A 19,027-nucleotide genomic window follows, 5' to 3' on the forward strand; every position below is an offset into this window, starting at 1 on the left:
GGTGAGGGCCGGGCTCAAATGCGGCGAATTTCAACAGCCTGCTAGGCGGCAGCCAACTTCTCCGCCAACGCAACAAGCCCCCGGTCACTGCCCGGCGGGCCGAGCAGCGACAGCCCCAGCGGCGCGCCCTCGCGCTTGAGCAGGGGCAGACTCAGCTGCGGGAAACCGGACAGGCCGGCGATGCACAGCATCTGGATGCTGCGGTTGCGGTAGTCCTCCAGCGTGCTCTCGGCGGCATTGCGCAGCGGTGCGATGTCCGGCATGGTCGGCATCAGCAGCACGCCGTCCTTGCCCAGCACGGCGGCCATGTGGGCACGGAAAGCGTCGCGGAAGGCGCGGGCGCCGGCGACCTGGGCGTCGCTCACCTGGCGAGACCAGGCAAAGCGCTCGGCCACACCCGGGCCCAGCGGCGGCGCATAGCGCTCGATCAGCGGACCGTCCACCAGCCAGGCCTCGCGGCCCTGGATGTAGCGGAACTGCCAGTACATGGTCTCCAGGCTGTCCTGCACCACGGCCACCGGCGCGGCCTCGCCCAGCCGGGCCTGGATCTGGGCCGAGGCACCGGCCGTGGCCTCGGCCACTTCGGCGGACAGCAGGCCCCAGAGCTCATGCGGCCACAGCAGGCGCGTCGGCGTGGGGGACAGGTCTTGCCCCAGCAGCACATCGGCGACCCGGGCCATCACGGCCGCGTCGCGGGCGAAGAAGCCGCAGGTGTCGAGGCTGGGCGCCAGGTCCAGCGCACCTTCGAGGCTGATGCGGCCGTGGCTGGGGCGCAGGCCGTAGAGGCCGCAGTGGCTGGCCGGCGCGCGCACCGAGCCGCCGGTGTCGGTGCCCAGCGCGAAATCGCACAGGCCGTTCGAGACCGCCGAGGCCGAGCCCGAAGAGGAGCCGCCGCTGATGCGCTCGGGCGCCGCGCCGTTGATCGGTGCGCCGAAATGGGCGTTGTTGCCGTTCATCGAGAAGGCCAGCTCGTCGGTGACGGTCTTGCCGACGAAGCGGGCGCCGGCGTCCAGCAGCTTCTGAACGGTGGGAGCCGTTCGGCTCTTGATGCCGGAGCGGGCCAGCACGATAGGGTTGCCGCCGCCGGTCGGGTAGCCGGCCACATCGAACAGATCCTTGACCGCGAAGGTCAGGCCGGCCAGGGGACCGGTGGCGGCGTGGGGGACGGGGGCTTCGGGGTAGGGAACGAAAGCGTGGGCCGGGTCGTGAACAGTCGTCATCAGGCGAGCGCGGTGGTGGCGGTTTCGATATGGTGGCAGCGGGCCAGATGGCCGACCGAGAACACCACCGGCTCGGGTTGCAGGCGCCGGCAGGTCTCGTTGGCACGAGCGCAGCGGTCGGCGAAGGCGCAGCCGGGCGGCAGGTTCGCCAAGTCTGGCGGGCTGCCGGCGATGGTGTCAAGTCTTGCCCCTTTGGCCAGCGCACCATGCGCACGGCTCTTCAGCAGCGCCAGCGTGTAGGGATGGCGCGGCGCGCGCATGATCTCGCGCACCGTGCCTTCCTCGACGATGCGACCGGCATACATCACCGCGATGCGGTCCGCCACCTCGACCGCCGCGCCGATATCGTGGGTGACGAAGAGCACCGACAGGCCCAGCTCGCGCTGCAGCTCGCGCAGCAGCAGCAGCACCTGGATCTGTACCGTGGCGTCCAGCGCGGTGGTCGGCTCGTCGGCCAGCAGCAGCTGGGGCCGGCAGGCCAGGGCCAGCGCGATCATCGCGCGCTGGCGCATGCCGCCGGACATCTCGTGCGCATAGGCGTCCAGACGCCGCTCGGGGCTGGGGATGCGGACCCGCTCGAACAGCGCCAGCGCGCGGGCCCGGGCCTCGGCCTCGCCGACACCGCGCTCGTGGCGGCGGATCGCCTCCTTGATCTGCGCGCCCACCGTGTAGACCGGGTCCAGCGCCAGCAGCGGCTCCTGGAAGATCATCGAGGCGACCTTGCCGCGGTAGTCGGCCAGCTCGCGCGCCGACATCGCCAGCACATCGCGCCCGCCGACCTGCATCTGGCCCTCGATGCGGCTGCGCTTCTCCGGGTGCAGGCGCAAGAGGCTGCGCATCGTCACGCTCTTGCCCGAGCCCGATTCGCCGATCAGCGCGAGCACCTCGCCGCGTTGCAGCTCCAGGCTGACGCCGCTGACCGCTTTGACCGGCTTCTTGCCGCCGGTGAAGGTGACGCTGAGGTTCTTCAGCGCCACCATAGGCTCTTGCTTGCCTGTCTTCATGCCGCGGCCTCCGGATGGCCGCTGCCGCGCTCGTGCATCAGGCAGGCGACGATGTGATCGGTGCCGGCGGCTGTGGGCAGCGGTACGCGCTGGGAACAGATGGGCGCGGCCTGGGCGCAGCGCGGATGAAAGCGGCAGCCGCTGGGCGGGTTGATCGGGTTGGGCGGGTCGCCGGCCAGCGGCGCCTCTTCGGTGCGCTGGTCCGGGTCCATCGCTGGCATCGAGGACAGCAGGGCCTTCGTATAGGGATGGGCCGGTGTCTCGAACAAGGCCTCGGAGGGCCCGATCTCGGCCACCTGGCCCAGATACATCACCATCACCCGGTCGCTGATGAAGCGCACGACGCCCAGGTCGTGGCTGATGAAGACATAGGTCAGGCCGAACTCCGCCTTCAGATCCAGGAGCAGGTTCAGCACCTGGGCCTCGACCGATTTGTCCAGCGCCGAGACGGCCTCGTCGAGGATCACCAGGCGCGGCTGCAGCGCCAGCGCGCGGGCGATATTGACGCGCTGGCGCTGACCGCCGGACAGCTCATGCGGATAGCGGCCGGCAAAGCGGGCCGGCTCCAGGCCGACGCGGGCCAGCAGGTCGTGCGAGCGCGCCCGCGCCTCGCGTCGGGGCAGGCCGTGCACCTGGGGCGCGAAGGCGATCGAGTCCTCGATGGTCAGGCGCGGGTTCAGCGAGGCATAGCTGTCCTGGAACACCATCTGCACCTGGCGGCGGAACTCCTTCAGTGGCAGCGCGCGGCTGCCGACGCTGCGGCCGTCGAAGACCACCTCGCCGGCGCTCGGGTTGATCAGCTGCATCAGCAGGCGTGCGGTCGTGCTCTTGCCGCAGCCCGATTCGCCGACCACGCCCAGGGTCTCGCCCTTCAGCACGCTGAAATCGACACCGTCGACCGCCCGCACCACGCCGCCGCCGCGGCCCAGCGGATCCTTCTTCAGCGGGAAATGCTTGCTCAGTCCCTTGATCGTCAGCAGCGGCTGGGCCGGACCGCCGACGTCGGCGGGCTGCTCCAGCAGTTCGTTCATGACGGCGCTCATTGCTTGATTTCCATCGCGCTGCGCAAGCCGTCGGACAGCAGGTTGAAGGCGATCGAGGTGATGAAGATCATCGCGCCGGGCAGGGCGGCGATCCAGGGCTGGACATAGATCGCGGTGCGCAAGGTGTTGAGCATCAGGCCCCACTCGGGCTCGGGCGGCTTGACGCCCAGGCCCAGGAAAGACAGGCCGGAGGCCAGGATCATCGAGACCGCGATCAGGCCGGTCGCGTACACAAAGATCGGCGACAGCACATTGCCCAGCACATGGACGCGCACGATGGTGAAGGCGCCGGCACCGGAGGCGCGCGCCGCCTCCACATAGTCGCGCCCGCGCACCTGGGTGGTGACGCTCTCGGCCACCCGCACGATCTGCGGAATGAAGACGATGGTCAGCGAGATCAGCGAGTTGGTGATGCCGGCACCCAAAGCGCCGGACAGCGCGATCGCCAGCAGCACCGAGGGGAAGGCGTAGAACACATCGACCGTGCGCATGATCAGCGTGTTGGTCAGCCCGCCGGCATAGCCGGCGATGATGCCGATCACGGTGCCGATCACAAAGGCGAACAGCACCGGCGTCAGGCCCATGAACAGCGACAGCCGGGCGCCGACGATCAGGCGCGACAGCATGTCGCGGCCCAGCTCGTCGCTGCCCAGCGGCAGGCCCTCGGTGCCTATGGGCTTCAGGCGCTTCATCATCGAGGCGGCATAGGGATCGGCGGGCGCCAGCCAGGGTCCGAACACCGCCAGCGCCAGCAGCGCCAGCACGACCACACCGGCACCGACCGCCACCGGATCGCGCAGCAGGCGCGCGAGCACGCCCTGCCAGTAGCCGGGCGAGCGCAGCGGCGCGGGCGCAGCGAGAGGGCTAGTCATCACGGCGGCCATGTCAGGATCTCGCGATACGGGGGTCGAGCAGGGTCTGCACCACATCGACCACCAGATTGAGCAGCACGAAGAACAGCGCCAGCACCAGGATGGTGCCCTGCAGCAGCGGCAGGTCGCGCTGGAAGATGGCCGAGTTCAAGAGGAAGCCGGTGCCGGGCCAGGAGAACACCGTCTCGATCAGGATGGAGCCACCCAGCAGATAGCCCAGCTGCAGGCCCATCACGGCCAGCGCGGTCGGCGCGGCGTTCTTGACGACGTGGCGGAAGATGCCCAGATCGGTCAGACCCTTGGCGCGCAGGCCGACGACGAACTCCTGCGACAGGATGTCGGCCACCAGGGCTCGCACCGTGCGCGCGATGATGCCCATCGGGATCACCGACATGGTCAGCGCCGGCAGCAGCATGTACTGGAAGTGGGCCCAGTCCCAGGCCCAGGTGCCCGAGCCGTCGGGGCCGGCGCCGGTGGCGGGCAGCCAGTTCAAGGTGGCGGCGAACACGATCACCATCACCATGCCCAGCCAGTAGTGCGGCACGCTGACGCCCAGCACGCTGAGCATCGAGGCCAGCCGGTCCAGCCAGCTGCCGCGGAAGTAGCCGGCGACGAAACCGAAGAAGCCGCCGAGGACGAAGCCGATCAGCGTCGCCAGCACGGCCAGCCGCAGCGTGTTGCCGACCGCCTTGATCACCTCGGCGGCCACCGGCCGGCCGCTGGCGATGCTGGTGCCCAGATCGCCCTGCAGCGCCCGCCAGACCCAGGCAAAGAACTGCTCGGGATAGCTGCGATTGAAGCCGTAGAGCTCGCGCAGCTGTTCCTGCAGATCGGCCGAGGCGTCCGGCGGCAGGATGGACACCAGCGGATCGCCGGGCGACAGATGAACCAGCGCAAAGCACACCAGGGCCACGCCCCCCATGATGGGCAGGGCGTAGATGATGCGTCTGAGCAGGTAGATCAGCATGGTCGGCGTTCAGTCCATGCTCATGGGCGCGATGTCGATGAACCAGCTGCGCGGCTGCACCACGCCCTTGACCTTGGCGCTCATCGCGCGCGGGCCGACATCGTGGGCGATCCACACAAAGGCCGCGTCCTCGACGATGCGGGCATGCAGCTTGGCCAGCGCGGCGTCGCGGGCCTTGTCGTCAAAGGCGGTGCGGGCGTCGGCGATCAGCTTGTCGACCTCGGCATTGCCGTAATAGCCCCAGTTGTTGGAGACCGGCGGGAAGGTCTTGGTGCTGGAGAAACGCACCATTGCGAAGAAGGGGTCCATCGCGGCGAAGCTGACATTGGTCGCGTGCGCGCCATTGGCCGAGGGGTCCTTGGCGCCCTTGCGCCAGTTGGTGAACAGCGTGTTCCATTCGATCACGTCGAAGTCGACATCGAAAAAGCACTGTTTCAGCGACTGCTGGACGAACTCGTTCATCGGCAGCGGCTGCATCTGGCCCGAGCCCGAGGCCGAGATCTGCACCTTGACCTTGACCGGCTTGGCGGCCGAGAAGCCGGCCTGCGCCATCAGCGCCTGCGCGGCCTTGACGTCGTACTTGATGTCGAACTTCGGATTGCCCCACCAGGGGTGGCCCGGCGGCACCGTGCCCTTGGGGATGGCCATCATGCCGCCCAGAAAGGTCTTCAGGCCCTCGCGGTCGACGCAGAGATTGGCGGCCTGGCGCACCCGCTTGTCCAGCCAGGGCGAGCCCTCGGCGAAGGACAGCTGCCAGGGCCAGACATGGGGCTGGGCATTGCTGTAGATCTTGTGGCCGCGCTGGGTGATCTGGGCCATCGCGTCGGGCGAGGGCGCCTCGATCCAGTCGACCTGGCCCGACAGCAGCGCGGCCGTGCGCGCATTGGCCTCGGGCATCGGCAGCATCACGACCTTGTCGATCTTGGGCACGCGCTTGGCATCCCAGTAGCCCTTGTTGGCCACCATCTCCAGGCGCTCGCGGGCGACGAAGCGGCTCATCTTGAAGGGGCCGGAGCCGGAGGCATCGGCGGCAAACGCGGTCCAGGCCTGCTTGCTGCGCTCGGCCGCGTCGGCGACGCCGGCCGGCACGGCCTTGAGCTTGGCCTCCCAGTGCGCCGGCGAGGCCATGAAGAGATTGGTCAGATTCAGCGGCAGGAAGGAGTCGGGCTCGCTGGTCGTCAGTTCGACCGTCAGCTCATCGATCTTGCGGGCGCTGCGCAGCGTGGGCATGCGCGAGGCGGTGACACCGACCTGGCTGGCGTCGAAATGCGTTGCGTCCTTGTCCAGCACCTTGCGGACATTCCAGACCACCGCATCGGCATTGAAGGCCGAGCCGTCATGGAACTTGACGCCCGGGCGCAGCTTGAACACCCATTTGGTCTTGTCCTTGGCGTCGACCGTCCAGCTGGTGGCCAGGCCCGGGACCAGCACGCTGGCGGCATCGGCCTTGGACAGGTCCCAGTGGGTCAGCGCGTCATACATCGGGATGCCGGTGAAGCGGTTGCCCTCGAAGCCCTGGTCTGGCTGGCCCAAGGTGCGCGGGATGTCGGCCGCAGTCATTGCGATGCGCAGGGTTTTTTCCTGGGCCAAGGCGCTGCTGGCGAGGGCCAGGGCGGCCAAGGCAAAAACGAGATGGGGACGCTTCATCGGGGCTCCTCGTGGGTTGTTTGCAGGCTCAGACGCAAGTCATGTGCCAGGCGCTGCGCAGGCCGCAGTCGACGCTGTCCAGCAGCGGCAGCGCAAACTCCGGCTGCAGCCGGGCGGCCCAGCCGGCCAGCGCCGCCCCGCCGACGATGATGCTGGCCACCCCGGGCAGTGCGGCCGCCTGCTGGCAGGCCTGGCGCAGCACGCGGCCGGCCATCTCGGGGTCGGCCGCCAGCTCGGCGCCGCTCGGCGCTACGCTGACGATGCCGGCCAGCGGGTCGAGCAGGTCCAGGCTCCAGGCCAGGCGTCGCAGCATCGGCACCCAGGCGGCGCCGCCGGTAACGATGGCATAGCGGCCGCGTGCGGCGGCCTCGCGCATCGAGGCTTCGGCCAGTGCACAGACCGGCACGCGGGCGCGCTCGCGCAGCGCCAGCAGTCCCGGGTCACCGAAACAGCCGAGCAGCACCACATTGGGGCTTGCTCCCTCCGATAGTGCGGTGTCGTAGGCGTCCAGCACCGCATGGCTGGCCAGGGCCAGGCCGTACTCGCTGCTGATATAGCGCAGACCGAAGCGGGCGGTGCGCGTCAAGACCTGGCCCCCGATGGGCGTCAGCGGGGCGGCGGCCTGCGCCAGCTGGCGGGTCACCGCCTCGCTGGTGTTGGGGTTGATCAGCAGCAGCAGGCTCATGGCCCGGGCCGCTGCAACTCCTGTGCCCGCTGTGGGGCGCCAACGCGGGGATCAGCGCGGGGATCAGCGCGGCGGCAGGTCGACGAAGGCCGAGGGTGCGAACTCGGCCGCCCCCGCCGGCCGCTGGCCGGCCGCCCAGTCCTGCAGGGCCGCCGCCGACATCGGGCGGGCGAAGAAATAGCCCTGCAGCTCATCGCAGCCCAGCGCCAGCAGCACATCGCGCTGGCCGGCGGTCTCGACACCCTCGGCCACCACGCTGAGGTCCAGCGCATGGGCCAGCTTGACGACCGCGTCGACCACGGCGCGCGCATCGGCGCTGGTCTCCAGGTCCTGGATGAAGCCGCGGTCGATCTTCAGCTGGCGGGCCGGCAACTGGCGCAGATAGCTGAGGCTGGAGTAGCCGGTGCCGAAGTCGTCGATCGACAGGAACACGCCGATGCGCGACAGGCCCTCGAAGGCGGCCTGGGTGGCGCTGATGTCTTCCATCGCCACCGATTCGGTGATCTCGCAGAGCAGGCGCTCCGGCGCGACGCGGTGGCGGCTCAGCGCCTGCTCGATGCGTGTGACCAGATCGCCCTGGCGCAGCTGGTGGACCGAGAGATTGATCGCGACGCGGATGCGCAGACCGTCCTGCTCCCAGGCCTGCATCTGGCGGCAGGCTTCGTTGATGACCCAGCCGCCCAGCTCGTTGATCAGGCCGAAGCGCTCGGCAATCGGGATGAAGACATCGGGCGGGATCATGCCGCGCTCCGGGTGCTGCCAGCGCAGCAAGGCCTCGACGCCGCGCAAGAGGCCGCGCTGGCCGTCGAACTTGGGCTGGTAGTGCAGGCTGATCTGGCCCTCGGCCAGGGCCTGGCGCAGCGCGTGCTGCAGGCTCAGCTGCTCGGCCGCGCCGGCATCCATATGGCTCTCGAACACCGCATAGGTGTTGCCGCCATTGCGCTTGGCCGCATACATCGCGGCGTCGGCATGGCCCATCAGCTTGTCACCCGGGCCATGCTCGGGGTAGACGGCGATGCCTACCGAGGCCGCCACATGCAGCTTGCGCCCGCCTATCACGAAGGCCTGGGTCAGCGACTGCACCAGGCGGTGCGCCAGCGCCGCGCTGTCGGCCACATCGGCCACGTCTTCGAGCAGCAGCACGAACTCGTCGCCGCCCAGCCGCGCCACCGTGTCGCTGTCGCGCGCCACCGCCAGCAGGCGCTGCGCCACCTCCTGCAGCAGCGCGTCGCCGGCGGCGTGGCCGTAGGAGTCGTTGACCGGCTTGAAGCCGTCCAGATCGACGAAGAGCACGGCCAGGCGCTTGATCTGGCGGCTGCTGCGCTCGCCGCCGCGCTCCAGCATCGCCAGCGCATGGCCGAGCCGGTCCTCGAACAGCAGGCGGTTCGGCAGCCCGGTCAGCGGGTCGAGGAAGGCGCGCTTTTGCAGCTCCTGGTTGGCCGATTGCAGCTGGCTGTTGGCGTCCTGCAGCGAGGCCGCCAGCGCGGCGGTCTTGCCCTGCATGCGCGCGTCCAGGCTGGAGGTCAGCAGGGTCATCGCCAGCAGCGCCAGCGAGGCCAGCATGATCAGCTCGCCGAGCTCGGCGCCGTCCAGCTGGTCGGCACTGAGGCAGACGCTGCCCTCGGGGAAACCGGCGGCAGCCATGCCGGTGTAGTGCATGCCGCTGATCGCCAGCCCCATCACCAGCGCGGCCAGGGCCTGGTAGCGCCGGCCATGCTGGGGCTTGACGCCGCGCAGCCAGAAGAAGATCAGCAGGGCCACGGCCGAGGCGCCGACCGCTATCGCGGCCGAGGCCGCCACCAGCAGCGGGTTCCAGACGATGCCCGGCGCCATGTCCAGCGCGGCCATGCCGGTGTAGTGCATCGCGCAGATGCCCACGCCCATCACCAGGGCGCCGCCGGCCAGCCGGCCGGCCGTCAGCGAGCCCTGGCTGGCCAGGCCCAGCGCCACCGCCGAGGCCGCCACGGCGGCCACCCAGGACAGCAGGGTCAGCAGGCCGGTGTAGCCCAGCGCGATCGGCAGCGTGTAGGCCTGCATGCCGATGAAATGCATGGACCAGATGCCCGAGCCCATCGCCACCGAGCCGCCCAGCCACCAGATGCGGGCGACCGCAGCGTCGGTGCTGCGCACCCGCTTGGCCAGATCCAGGGTCACATAGGACGCGAAGCAGGCGATCAGCACGGAGGCAAGGACGATGCCTGGATCGTAAAGCGGTGTCAGCAAGGGCATGGGGGGAGGGGACCGGTGGCGGCCACGCTGACCGCCTGGTCTGAATATAAGTCAAGGCAGGGACGGCATGGGCGAGTGCCGGTTAGAGTCGCGAGCATGAACAAGCCCGCGCTCATCCCTCCGACTGTTCTGACCCTGGCCTGGCGCCAGCTGTGGCGCGATTGGCGCGCCGGCGAGCTGCGCTTGCTGGTGCTGGCCGTCGCGCTGGCGGTGGCGGCGCTGTGCGCGGTGGGCTTTCTGGCCGACCGGATGGAGCAGGGGCTCAAGCGCGACGCGGCCCAGCTGCTGGGCGGTGATGCGGTGGTCAGCAGCGACCAGGTGACGCCGGCGCCGCTGCGCGAGCTGGCCGAACGTCTCGGGCTGGCGCGGGTCGGCACGGTCAGCTTCCCCAGCATGGCGCGGGCGCCGGGCGCGCAGGGCGGCGCCAGCCGGCTGGTGGCGGTCAAGGCGGTCGGCGCGGCCTATCCGCTGCGTGGCCAGGTCAGCCTGGCCGACGGCCGCAAGCTCGGCGCGCCGGCGCGCGGCGAGGTCTGGGTCGATGCCGGGGTGCTGGACGCGCTGGGACTGACGCTGGGCGAGCAGTTGCTGCTCGGCGAGTCCAGCCTGAAGCTGGCCGGCGTGATCGCCAACGAGCCCGACCGGGGGGCCGGATTCCTGAGCTTTGCGCCGCGGGTGATGCTGGCCGAGGCCGATCTGGCCGCCACCGGCCTGGTGCAGCCGGCCAGCCGCCTGAACTACCGTTTCGCGGTGATCGCACCGGCCGGGCGGGCGGCTGTCGCACGCGAGTTCGAGCAGCAGGCGGCGGCGCTGATCGAGGCCCAGGGCTTGCGCGGTGTGCGCCTGGAGTCGCTGGAGGGCGGCCGGCCCGAGATGCGCCAGACCATGGACCGGGCCAGCAAGTTCCTGAACCTGGTGGCGATGCTGTCGGCCCTGCTGGCGGCGGTGGCGGTGGCGCTGGCGGCGCGCGACTTCGCGGCCCGCCATCTGGACGACTGCGCGATGCTGCGGGTGCTGGGCCAGCCGCAGCGCCGCATCGCCTGGGCCTATGGCCTGGAGTTCGGCGTCGTCGGCCTGCTGGCCAGCTTGGTCGGCGTGGCCCTGGGCTTTGCGCTGCACTATGTCTTCGTCAGCCTGCTGGCCGGGCTGATCGCGGTCGACCTGCCGGCCGCCGGCCTGTGGCCGGTGGGCCTGGGCGTGGGGCTGGGCATGAGCCTGCTGCTGGGCTTCGGGCTGCCGCCGGTGCTGCAGCTGGCGGCGGTGCCGGCGCTGCGGGTGATGCGGCGCGATCTGGGCGCTATCAAGGCCGGCTCGCTGCTGGTGCTGGGCGCCGGGGTGCTGGGCTTTGGTGCCATCCTGGTGGCGCTGTCGGGCGATATCAAGCTGGGCCTGATCGCGGCCGGCGGCTTCGCCGCCGCGCTGGCCGTATTTGCGCTGCTGGCCTGGGGCGCGGTGCTGCTGCTGCGCCGCCTGGTGCCCGGGGCGGGCGCGCCGCGCTGGCTGCTGCTGGCGACCCGCCAGGTGGCGGCGCGGCCGGCCTTCGCGGTGGTCCAGGTCTCGGCGCTGGCGGTGGGCCTGCTGGCGCTGGCCCTGCTGGTGCTGCTGCGCACCGACCTGATCGCCAGCTGGCGGGCGGCCAGCCCGGCCGATGCGCCGAACCGCTTCGTCATCAATATCCAGCCCGATCAGGGCGAGGCCTTCCGGCAGCAGCTGAAGACGGCCGGCGTCAGCGGCTATGACTGGTATCCGATGATCCGCGGCCGGCTGGTGGCGATCAACGGCAAGACGGTGGCGCCCAAGCAGTTCAGCGAGGAGCGCTCGCAACGCCTGGTCGAGCGCGAATTCAATCTGAGCCATGGCGCCGCGCTGCCGGCCCACAACCAGCTGGTCGGCGGGCGCTGGACCGCCGACGAGGCTGATGGGCTCAGCGTCGAGGCCGGCCTGGCCAAGCAGCTGGGGCTCAAGCTTGGCGACAGCCTGAGCTTCGACATCGCCGGCAGCATCGTCAGCGGCCGTATCAGCAGCCTGCGCAAGGTCGACTGGAGCTCGATGCGGGTCAACTTCTTCGTGCTGTTCCCGCGCGCGGCCATGCCCGAGCTGCCCAGCACCTATATCGCGGCCTTCCGTGTGCCAGCAACGCCGGCGGGCGGCGAGCTGGACCGGCAGCTCAGCCATGACTTTCCCAACATCACCAATGTCGATGTCTCGGCGCAGATCCAGCAGGTCCAGCAGGTGCTGGACCAGGTGATACAGGCGGTGCAGTTCCTGTTCGCGTTCACCTTGGCCACCGGCCTGGTGGTGCTGCTCAGCGCGGTCAGCAGCACGCGCGAGTCGCGCATCCGCGAGTTCGGCCTGATGCGGGCGCTGGGCGCCAGCAAGCAGCTGCTGGCCCAGGTGCAGCGCGCCGAGCTGCTGGGCGTGGGCGCACTGGCCGGCGCGCTGGCCGGGCTGGTCGCGCTGGCGCTGGGCAGCCTGCTGGCGCGCTATGTGTTCGAATTCGACTGGGGCGGCAGCCCCTGGGTGCCGCTGGCCAGCGCCGCGCTGGGCGCGCTGCTGGCCCAGGCGGCCGGCTGGTGGAGCCTGCGCGGCGTGCTGCAGCGGCCGGTGATGGTGACCCTGCGCGAGGCGGACACCAACTGAGGCGCCGGCCGCCGCAGCCGGGTCTGTATCAGAAGGTTTCCCAATCGCTGTCATTGCCCTGCGGCTTGGGCGCCGGCTTCGGCGCGGCGGCCGCCGGGCGAGGGGCCTCGGTCTTGGCGGCCGGCTTGGGCGCGGCGGGCTTGGCGGCCACCGGCCGGTGCGCGGCCGGTGCCGCCGCTGGCTTGGGCTTGGACACAGCCTGGTAGGCCGGTGCCGCATCGTTGTTGGAGAGCCTGAACACCGACACCACCTCGGTCAGCTTGTGGGCCTGGTCCTTCAGGCTCTCGGCCGCCGCCGCCGACTCCTCGACCAGGGCGGCGTTCTGCTGGGTCATCTGGTCCAGGTGGACGACGGCATCGTTGACCAGGGCGATGCCGCTGCTCTGCTCGGTCGAGGCGGCGGTGATCTCGCCGATGATGTCGGTGACGCGCTGCACGCTGGAGACGATGTCGTTCATCGAGCTGCCGGCTTCCTGCACCAGGCGGCTGCCGGCCTCGACGCTGTCGACGCTGGCACCGATCAGCCCCTTGATCTCCTTGGCCGCGTCGGCGCTGCGCTGGGCCAGCGAGCGCACCTCCGAGGCCACCACCGCGAAGCCGCGGCCCTGCTCGCCGGCCCGCGCCGCTTCGACCGCCGCATTCAGCGCCAGGATATTGGTCTGGAAGGCGATGCCATCGATCACGCCGATGATGTCGCTGATCTTCTTCGAGCTGGTCGTGATCGCGTCCATCGTCGAGACCACCTGGCCGACCACGGTGCCGCCCTTGGCCGCGGCCGAGGAGGCCGAGGAGGCCAGCTGATTGGCCGTCAAGGCGGCATCGGCGGTCTGGCGCACGGTGGCGGTCAGCTCTTCCATCGACGAGGCGGCCTGTTCCAGATTGGCTGCCGTCTGCTCGGTGCGCTGTGACAGGTCTTGCGCGCCGACCGCGATCTCGCTGGACGCGGTGGTGATGGAGTTGCTGGCGGCCCGCACATCGAGCAGGATGTGCTGGATCTTCTCGGCAAAGGTGTTGAAGGAGCCGGCGATGCGGGCGATCTCGTCCTTGCCGGCCACCGGCAGGCGCTGGGTCAGGTCGCCGCCGCCGGCGCTGATCTCGTCGAGCGCGGCGCGCACCTTGTCGAGCCCGCCCAGCATCGCGGTCACCAGCCCGGCGACCAGCAGGCCCGCCAGCACCATCACGACGACCAGCGCGATCACCGAGGTATTGACCAGGGAGCTCAGCGAGGCCAGGGCCTCGCCCTTGTCGGCGGCCGTGACCAGCACCCAGTCGGTTTCGGCAATCGCTGCGGCGCGCATCAGCACGGTCTGATCGCCGACCTTGGCCTCGACCCAGCTGGCGCCGGGCTTCAGGCTGGCTTCCAGCGCGGCCGCGTCGAACTGCGGGCTCAGCTCGGTGCCGGGCTTCATCGCCAGATTGGCGTCGGGGTGGGCAATGATCTTGCCCTGGCGCGAGGTCAGAAAGGCCCAGCCGGCCGGTGTAGGCTTGATGGACTTGACGGTCTCGACCACGCCGTCCAGATAGACATCGGCGGCCACCACCGCCAGGGTCTTGCCGCCTTCCTTGACCGCCTGCGCAAAGGTCACGACTAGGCGCTTGGTGCCGGCATCGACATAGGGCTCGGTCAGCACCGCGCCGCTGGCGCCTTCCGCCTGCTTGTACCAAGGACGGGCGGTGGGGTCGTAGCCGGGCGGCAGGTCGTTTTGCGGGGTCGAGAAATGCACGCTCTTGTCGGCCAGACCGACATAGGCATTGTCCAGGCGCCCGGATTTGGCCGCCTGCACCAGCATCGGTATGGGGTCTGCAATCTTGGCCACAGGCTGTATCGAGCCGACGATGTCGCGCTGCGATCTGACCCATTGGGCAATAGTGGCGCCATGGGCCGCCGCCAGCGCATCCAGGCTGGCGTTGACCTGGGCATGGGTGTGCTTGCGCACGATCAGGTAGTCGGCGACGGTGACGATGCTCAGGGTCACCACCACCACCCCGACGCACAGGCTGATCAGCTTGGTCTTGATCGAATCAAACATTGTTGTGCTCCTCGAAAAACAAAAAGGGGGCCGGACCTCGCGGCCCGATCCCCCCTGAATTCGTTCGCCGGCGATCTGCTTCTGCGAGCATGTCCGGCGGCATCATTTGTCAACTCAGAACGTTTCCCAATCGCCGTCGTCCTTGGCCGCCTTGGGCGGGCTCAGCGCAGCGGCGGGCTTGCTGGATTGAGCCGCCTTGGCCAGCACCGTCTGCGCGACCTGCTTGGAACCGGGGCTGGCCGGGCTGCTCTTGGCGGGGATGTGCTTGGCGGCGGCCGTGCTCGCTTTCGTTGCGGGCGCGGGTGCGGGCTTGGGCAGCGGTGCGGCGGCCGACTGGCCCGGCGCGACCCGGAACACCGAGACCGCCTCGACCAGGCGATGGGCCTGCTCCTTGAGGCTCTCGGCGGCAGCGGCGGACTGTTCGACCAGGGCGGCGTTCTGCTGCGTCATCTGGTCGAGCTGCACGACCGACTGGTTGACATTGCCGATGCCGTCGCTCTGCTCGGCCGAGGCGGCGGTGATCTCGCCGATGATGTCGGAGACCCGGGCCACGCTGGCGACGATGTCCTGCATCGAGCTGCCGGCCTCCTGCACCAGGCGGCTGCCGACCTCGACCCGGTCGACGCTGGCGCCGATCAGGCCTTTGATCTCCTTGGCCGCCGCCGCCGAGCGCTGGGCCAGCGAGCGCACCTCGGCGGCCACGACCGCGAAGCCGCGACCCTGCTCGCCGGCGCGGGCCGCTTCGACGGCGGCGTTCAAGGCCAGGATATTGGTCTGGAAGGCGATGCCGTCGATCACGCCGATGATGTCGTTGATCTTCTTCGAGCTGGTGTTGATCTCGTCCATCGTCGAGACCACCTGGCTGACCACCTCGCCGCCCTTGGCGGCGGCGCTGGAGGCCGTCGACACCAGCTGGTTGGCGGTGCGGGCCGAGTCGGCGGTCTGCTTGACGGTGCCGGTCAGCTCCACCATCGAGGAGGCGGTGATCTGCAGATTCGAGGCGGTCTGCTCGGTGCGCTGGCTCAGGTCCTGATTGCCGGTGGCGATCTCGGCGCTGGCCGTGCCTATCGAGTCGACCGAGTTGCGCACCGTGCCGATGATGTCGGCCAGGCGCTGGCGCATGCTCTCGGTATCGCGCATCAGCGCGCCGAGCTCGTCCTGCCGGTCGCTGCGCACCGGCACGCTCAGGTCACCCTGGGCGATGGCGCGCACGCCCTCGCTGAGTGAGGCCAGCGGCTTGGCGACCCAGTTGCGCATCATCCAGAACAGGCCGAAGCCCAGCGCCACCGTCGTGCCACCCAGCATCAGCCAGAAGGGCACCAGCGTGGCCCAGTGCGAGGCCATCGCCTCGCCGCGCGAGACCTGGGCCACGACCCACAGCCCGGCCTTGTCGTTCTTGCGCACGACGGCGAAGTTGTCGCTGTGGCCATTGCCCAGCACATCGGGCGAATCGCTCAGATAGCCGTCCTCGCCGACCTCGCCGAGCTGCTTGATCAGCTTGGGTGCGATCTCGCTGACCAGCTTGCCCTTGGCCGTCGGATGCGAGGCGAAGCGGGCCTGGGTCGGGTCCTTGCCGACGCTGACCATATAGGTGCCGCCGCTGTCGAAGAACTTGGCGTCGCCGGCCATCTTGTTCATCGCCGCCTCGAAGGCATCGAGGTCGAAGCCGATGAAGAGCAGGCCGACCTGCTTGCCGGCATCGTTCTTGACCGGCTCGTAATAGGTCATATAGGCGCGGCCGAACAGATTGGCGCGGCCCGCATAGGGCTTGCCGGCGACCAGCGTGGCGTAGGCCGGGTGCTGCTTGCCCAGCAGCGTGCCCATCGCGCGCTCGCCCTTGTCGTTCTTCAGCGAGGTGGTGATGCGCAGGAAGTCGTCGCCCTTGGCGGCAAACACGGTGGCGACGCCGCCGCTGGTGGAAGCGAACTTGTCGACCTGGGTGAAATTGCCGTTCAGGGTCGGGCCCCAGTCGCGCAGCTCGCCGCTGGTCTCGTCCAAGGTGAAGCTGGGACCGAACTCCTGGCGGAAGGTGCCGAAGCTGCGCTCGACCAGGGTGCGCGAGGTGTCGTCCATCGCGTGCATCGTGTCGATCAGCGACTGGGTCTTGTCGCCGACCCAGCTGACCACACGTTCATGAGCGACCTTGGTCAGCATCACGCTGACGATCCCGCTGGTGCTCAGCAGGATCACGGAGAGGGAAACGACGCCGACCAGAGAGACGCGGCGTGCGATCGAAGTAATTCCGGTAGCCATATGGGGCAACTCCTTGGACCCAGAGTCCGTCCCTGTCAAAAGAAGGCCCGCTACGCTGGCGGGCCTGAGTGCTGTCAGCCGATCACGGAGTCCATCAGACCCATGTCGGCGCTGCTCATCAGCCCTTCGATGTCCATCAGGATCAGCATGCGGTCGTTGACCGCGCCGATGCCGGTGATGAAGCTGGTGTCGACCGCGCTGGCATTCAGTTCGGGCGCGGGGCGGATCGCGTCGCGGCTCAGCTCCAGCACATCGGACACCGAGTCGACGACCGCACCGACGACGCGGTTGCGCACATTCAGCACGATCACGACGGTGAAGCTGTTGTACTCGGCGCTCGGGCAGCCCAGCTTCAGGCGCAGATCGACGATGGGCACGATGACGCCGCGCAGATTGACCACGCCCTTGATGAAGTCGGGGGCGTTGGCGATGCGGGTGGGCGGCTCGTAGGAGCGGATTTCCTGCACCTTCAGGATGTCGATGCCGTATTCCTCGCCGCCGAGGCGGAAGGTCAGGTATTCGCCGCTGGCCGGGCCATGGGCTTTGACGGCCAGATTGCCGGCGGATTCACGGCGGACCAGCTGGGTCGTTTCGCTGATGGTTTCCATGGCTTACCTCGTTGTGGTGTGGGCTTGATGATCGAAAGGAGGGCGGGCGATGCCGGCAGGCATCAAAAGGTTTCCCAGTCGCCATCGGCGGCGGCCATGGCGGCAGGCTTGGGACTGGGCGCGGGCGGCTTGGGCGACGGACGCGGCGCGGCGATCGGCTTTGCGGCAGCGACAGTTCTGGGAGCGGCCTTGGCCGGCGCCGGCTTGGGTGGGCTGGACGCCTTGACCGGCGCGGCCGCCGGCGCCAGCATCGCGCTGGCCTGCTTGCTGATGCGGAACTTGTCGACCGCCAGGGCCAGGCGCTCGGCCTGGTCCTTCAGGCTCTCGGCCGCAGCGGCGGACTCCTCCACCAGCGCGGCGTTCTGCTGCGTCATCTGGTCGAGCTGCACCACCGACTGGTTGACCTGGCCGATGCCGTCGCTCTGCTCGGCCGAAGCGGCGGTGATCTCGCCGATGATGTCGGAGACACGCTGCACGCTGGAGACGATGTCGCTCATCGAGCTGCCGGCTTCCTGCACCAGGCGGGCGCCGGTCTCGACGCGCTCGACGCTGGCGCCGATCAGGGTCTTGATCTCGCGTGCGGCCTCGGCGCTGCGCTGGGCCAGCGAGCGCACCTCACCGGCCACGACCGCGAAGCCACGGCCCTGCTCGCCGGCACGGGCCGCCTCGACGGCCGCGTTCAGCGCCAGGATATTGGTCTGGAAGGCGATGCCATCGATCACGCCGATGATGTCGCTGATCTTCTTCGAGCTGGTGTTGATCTCGTCCATGGTCGAGACCACCTGGCCGACCACCTGGCCGCCCTTGGCGGCCGCATTCGAGGCCGAGGACACCAGCTGGTTGGCGGTGCGGGCCGAATCGGCGGTCTGCTTGACGGTGCCGGTCAGCTGCACCATCGAGGAGGCGGCCTGCTGCAGATTGGAGGCGGTCTGCTCGGTGCGCCCCGACAGATCCTGGTTGCCGGTGGCGATCTCGACCGAAGCGGTGCGGATGCTGTCGGCCGAGGTGCGCAGCTGGCCCACCAGATTCTGCAGGGAGGCCTGCATATTCTGCAGCGAGCGCATCAGATGCGAGGCCTCGTCCTGGCCCTCGACCACGGCGGCGCTGCTGGTCAGGTCGCCCTTGGCGATCGCTTCGGCCAGCAACTCGGCCTCGGCCAGCGGCTTGCAGATGCTCTGCATATTCAGCAGGGTCAGCGGCACGACCACGGCGGCGGCCAGGGCCAGCACGACGATGAAGGCGGTCAAGACCTGGCCCTGGGTGGCCTCGGCACGCTGCTGCGTGTCGGCGGCTTCCTGCTGCAGCGCGGCGCGCAGCTCATCGATCTGCTTCTCGGCCAGGGCCACATCTTCCTTGGCGCGGCCCAGCAGCTTGTCGGCCACGGCCGCGTTGTCATAGCCGCCGGCCTCCAGCTGGGTCAGCACCGGCTGGGCCTTGCTGGCATAGGCGTCCAGCAGGGTCAACACCTTGGCCATGCTGGCCTTGTCGCCGGCGCTTTCACCGCTGCGCATCGCCTTGGCGATCTCGGCGATGGCCTTGCGCGAGTCGTCCCATTTGGCGTGCATCGCCTTGACGGTCTCGGGCTTCTCGTAGTTGATGATCATGTCCTTCTCGAAGCGTCGCATCTCCCCCATGGCGTGAACCAGGCGGGTGACTTGGTTGGCTTCGCCGACGGACACTTCGGCGAACTGCTTGGTCTGGTCGCGCATCGAGTTCATGCCCAGCAGACCGACACTGCCCACGGCCAGCAGCAGCACCAGCACCATGGCGATCGCGCCAATCATGCGGGTGCGGATGCTGAAGCGGCGGAGCATTGCACTCATACTCATTCGG

13 protein-coding genes are annotated in these 19,027 nt (G+C 69.4%); 1 reads left to right on the forward strand and 12 read right to left on the reverse strand.

Features of this window, described 5'->3' with window-relative positions; genetic code table 11:
• Nucleotides 1-41: 41 nt before the first annotated feature.
• The 8 genes from ABGI63_RS22010 to ABGI63_RS22045 all read right to left on the reverse strand — a co-directional run bounded on the left by ABGI63_RS22010 (nt 42) and on the right by ABGI63_RS22045 (nt 9,667).
• Complete coding sequence (locus tag ABGI63_RS22010; protein ID WP_349744670.1) at nt 42-1,220, reverse strand: amidase; 1,179 nt, start codon at nt 1,218-1,220, stop codon at nt 42-44.
• Nucleotides 1,220-2,224 (reverse strand): ABC transporter ATP-binding protein, encoded by a 1,005-nt coding sequence (locus ABGI63_RS22015; protein ID WP_432767459.1) that lies wholly within the window; start codon nt 2,222-2,224, stop codon nt 1,220-1,222. The genes ABGI63_RS22010 and ABGI63_RS22015 overlap by 1 nt, the downstream gene beginning before the upstream one ends.
• Complete coding sequence (locus ABGI63_RS22020; RefSeq protein ID WP_349744671.1) at nt 2,221-3,255, reverse strand: ABC transporter ATP-binding protein; 1,035 nt, start codon at nt 3,253-3,255, stop codon at nt 2,221-2,223. Before ABGI63_RS22020 ends, ABGI63_RS22015 begins: the two co-directional genes overlap by 4 nt.
• Nucleotides 3,256-3,263: 8 nt before the next feature.
• The gene (locus tag ABGI63_RS22025; protein ID WP_349744672.1) at nt 3,264-4,139 is read right to left on the reverse strand and encodes an ABC transporter permease; all 876 of its coding nucleotides are present in this window, start codon (nt 4,137-4,139) and stop codon (nt 3,264-3,266) included.
• 13 nt (nt 4,140-4,152) lie between these two features.
• Nucleotides 4,153-5,106 (reverse strand): ABC transporter permease, encoded by a 954-nt coding sequence (locus ABGI63_RS22030; RefSeq protein WP_349744673.1) that lies wholly within the window; start codon nt 5,104-5,106, stop codon nt 4,153-4,155.
• A 9-nt stretch (nt 5,107-5,115) separates the two neighbouring features.
• Nucleotides 5,116-6,753, reverse strand: coding sequence for an ABC transporter substrate-binding protein (locus ABGI63_RS22035; protein ID WP_349744674.1), 1,638 nt, complete (start codon nt 6,751-6,753; stop codon nt 5,116-5,118).
• A gap of 28 nt (nt 6,754-6,781) precedes the next feature.
• Entirely contained in the window at nt 6,782-7,438 is a 657-nt protein-coding gene (locus ABGI63_RS22040) for an aspartate/glutamate racemase family protein (RefSeq protein ID WP_349744675.1), read from the reverse strand.
• A gap of 63 nt (nt 7,439-7,501) precedes the next feature.
• Entirely contained in the window at nt 7,502-9,667 is a 2,166-nt protein-coding gene (locus tag ABGI63_RS22045) for a putative bifunctional diguanylate cyclase/phosphodiesterase (protein ID WP_349744676.1), read from the reverse strand.
• A gap of 96 nt (nt 9,668-9,763) precedes the next feature.
• Between ABGI63_RS22045 and ABGI63_RS22050 the strand changes: the two genes are divergently transcribed.
• Nucleotides 9,764-12,304 carry an ABC transporter permease gene (locus ABGI63_RS22050; RefSeq protein ID WP_349744677.1) on the forward strand — a complete coding sequence of 847 codons (2,541 nt, stop codon included), beginning with the start codon at nt 9,764-9,766 and terminating at the stop codon, nt 12,302-12,304.
• A gap of 28 nt (nt 12,305-12,332) precedes the next feature.
• Here ABGI63_RS22050 and ABGI63_RS22055 read toward each other — a convergent pair whose 3' ends face one another.
• The 4 genes from ABGI63_RS22055 to ABGI63_RS22070 form a co-directional block, all read right to left on the reverse strand.
• The gene (locus tag ABGI63_RS22055) at nt 12,333-14,333 is read right to left on the reverse strand and encodes a methyl-accepting chemotaxis protein (protein ID WP_349744678.1); all 2,001 of its coding nucleotides are present in this window, start codon (nt 14,331-14,333) and stop codon (nt 12,333-12,335) included.
• A 114-nt stretch (nt 14,334-14,447) separates the two neighbouring features.
• Complete coding sequence (locus ABGI63_RS22060; protein WP_349744679.1) at nt 14,448-16,586, reverse strand: methyl-accepting chemotaxis protein; 2,139 nt, start codon at nt 16,584-16,586, stop codon at nt 14,448-14,450.
• A 74-nt stretch (nt 16,587-16,660) separates the two neighbouring features.
• A complete protein-coding gene (locus ABGI63_RS22065) occupies nt 16,661-17,194 on the reverse strand; it encodes a chemotaxis protein CheW (protein WP_349744680.1) in 534 nt (177 codons plus the stop codon).
• Nucleotides 17,195-17,256: 62 nt separating this feature from the next.
• A complete protein-coding gene (locus ABGI63_RS22070; RefSeq protein WP_349744681.1) occupies nt 17,257-19,023 on the reverse strand; it encodes a methyl-accepting chemotaxis protein in 1,767 nt (588 codons plus the stop codon).
• Between the last annotated feature and the right edge of the window lie 4 nt (nt 19,024-19,027).

Origin of the sequence: Roseateles cavernae (assembly GCF_040187885.1) — a bacterium.
Taxonomy (GTDB): Bacteria; Pseudomonadota; Gammaproteobacteria; order Burkholderiales; family Burkholderiaceae_C; genus Roseateles_E; species Roseateles_E cavernae.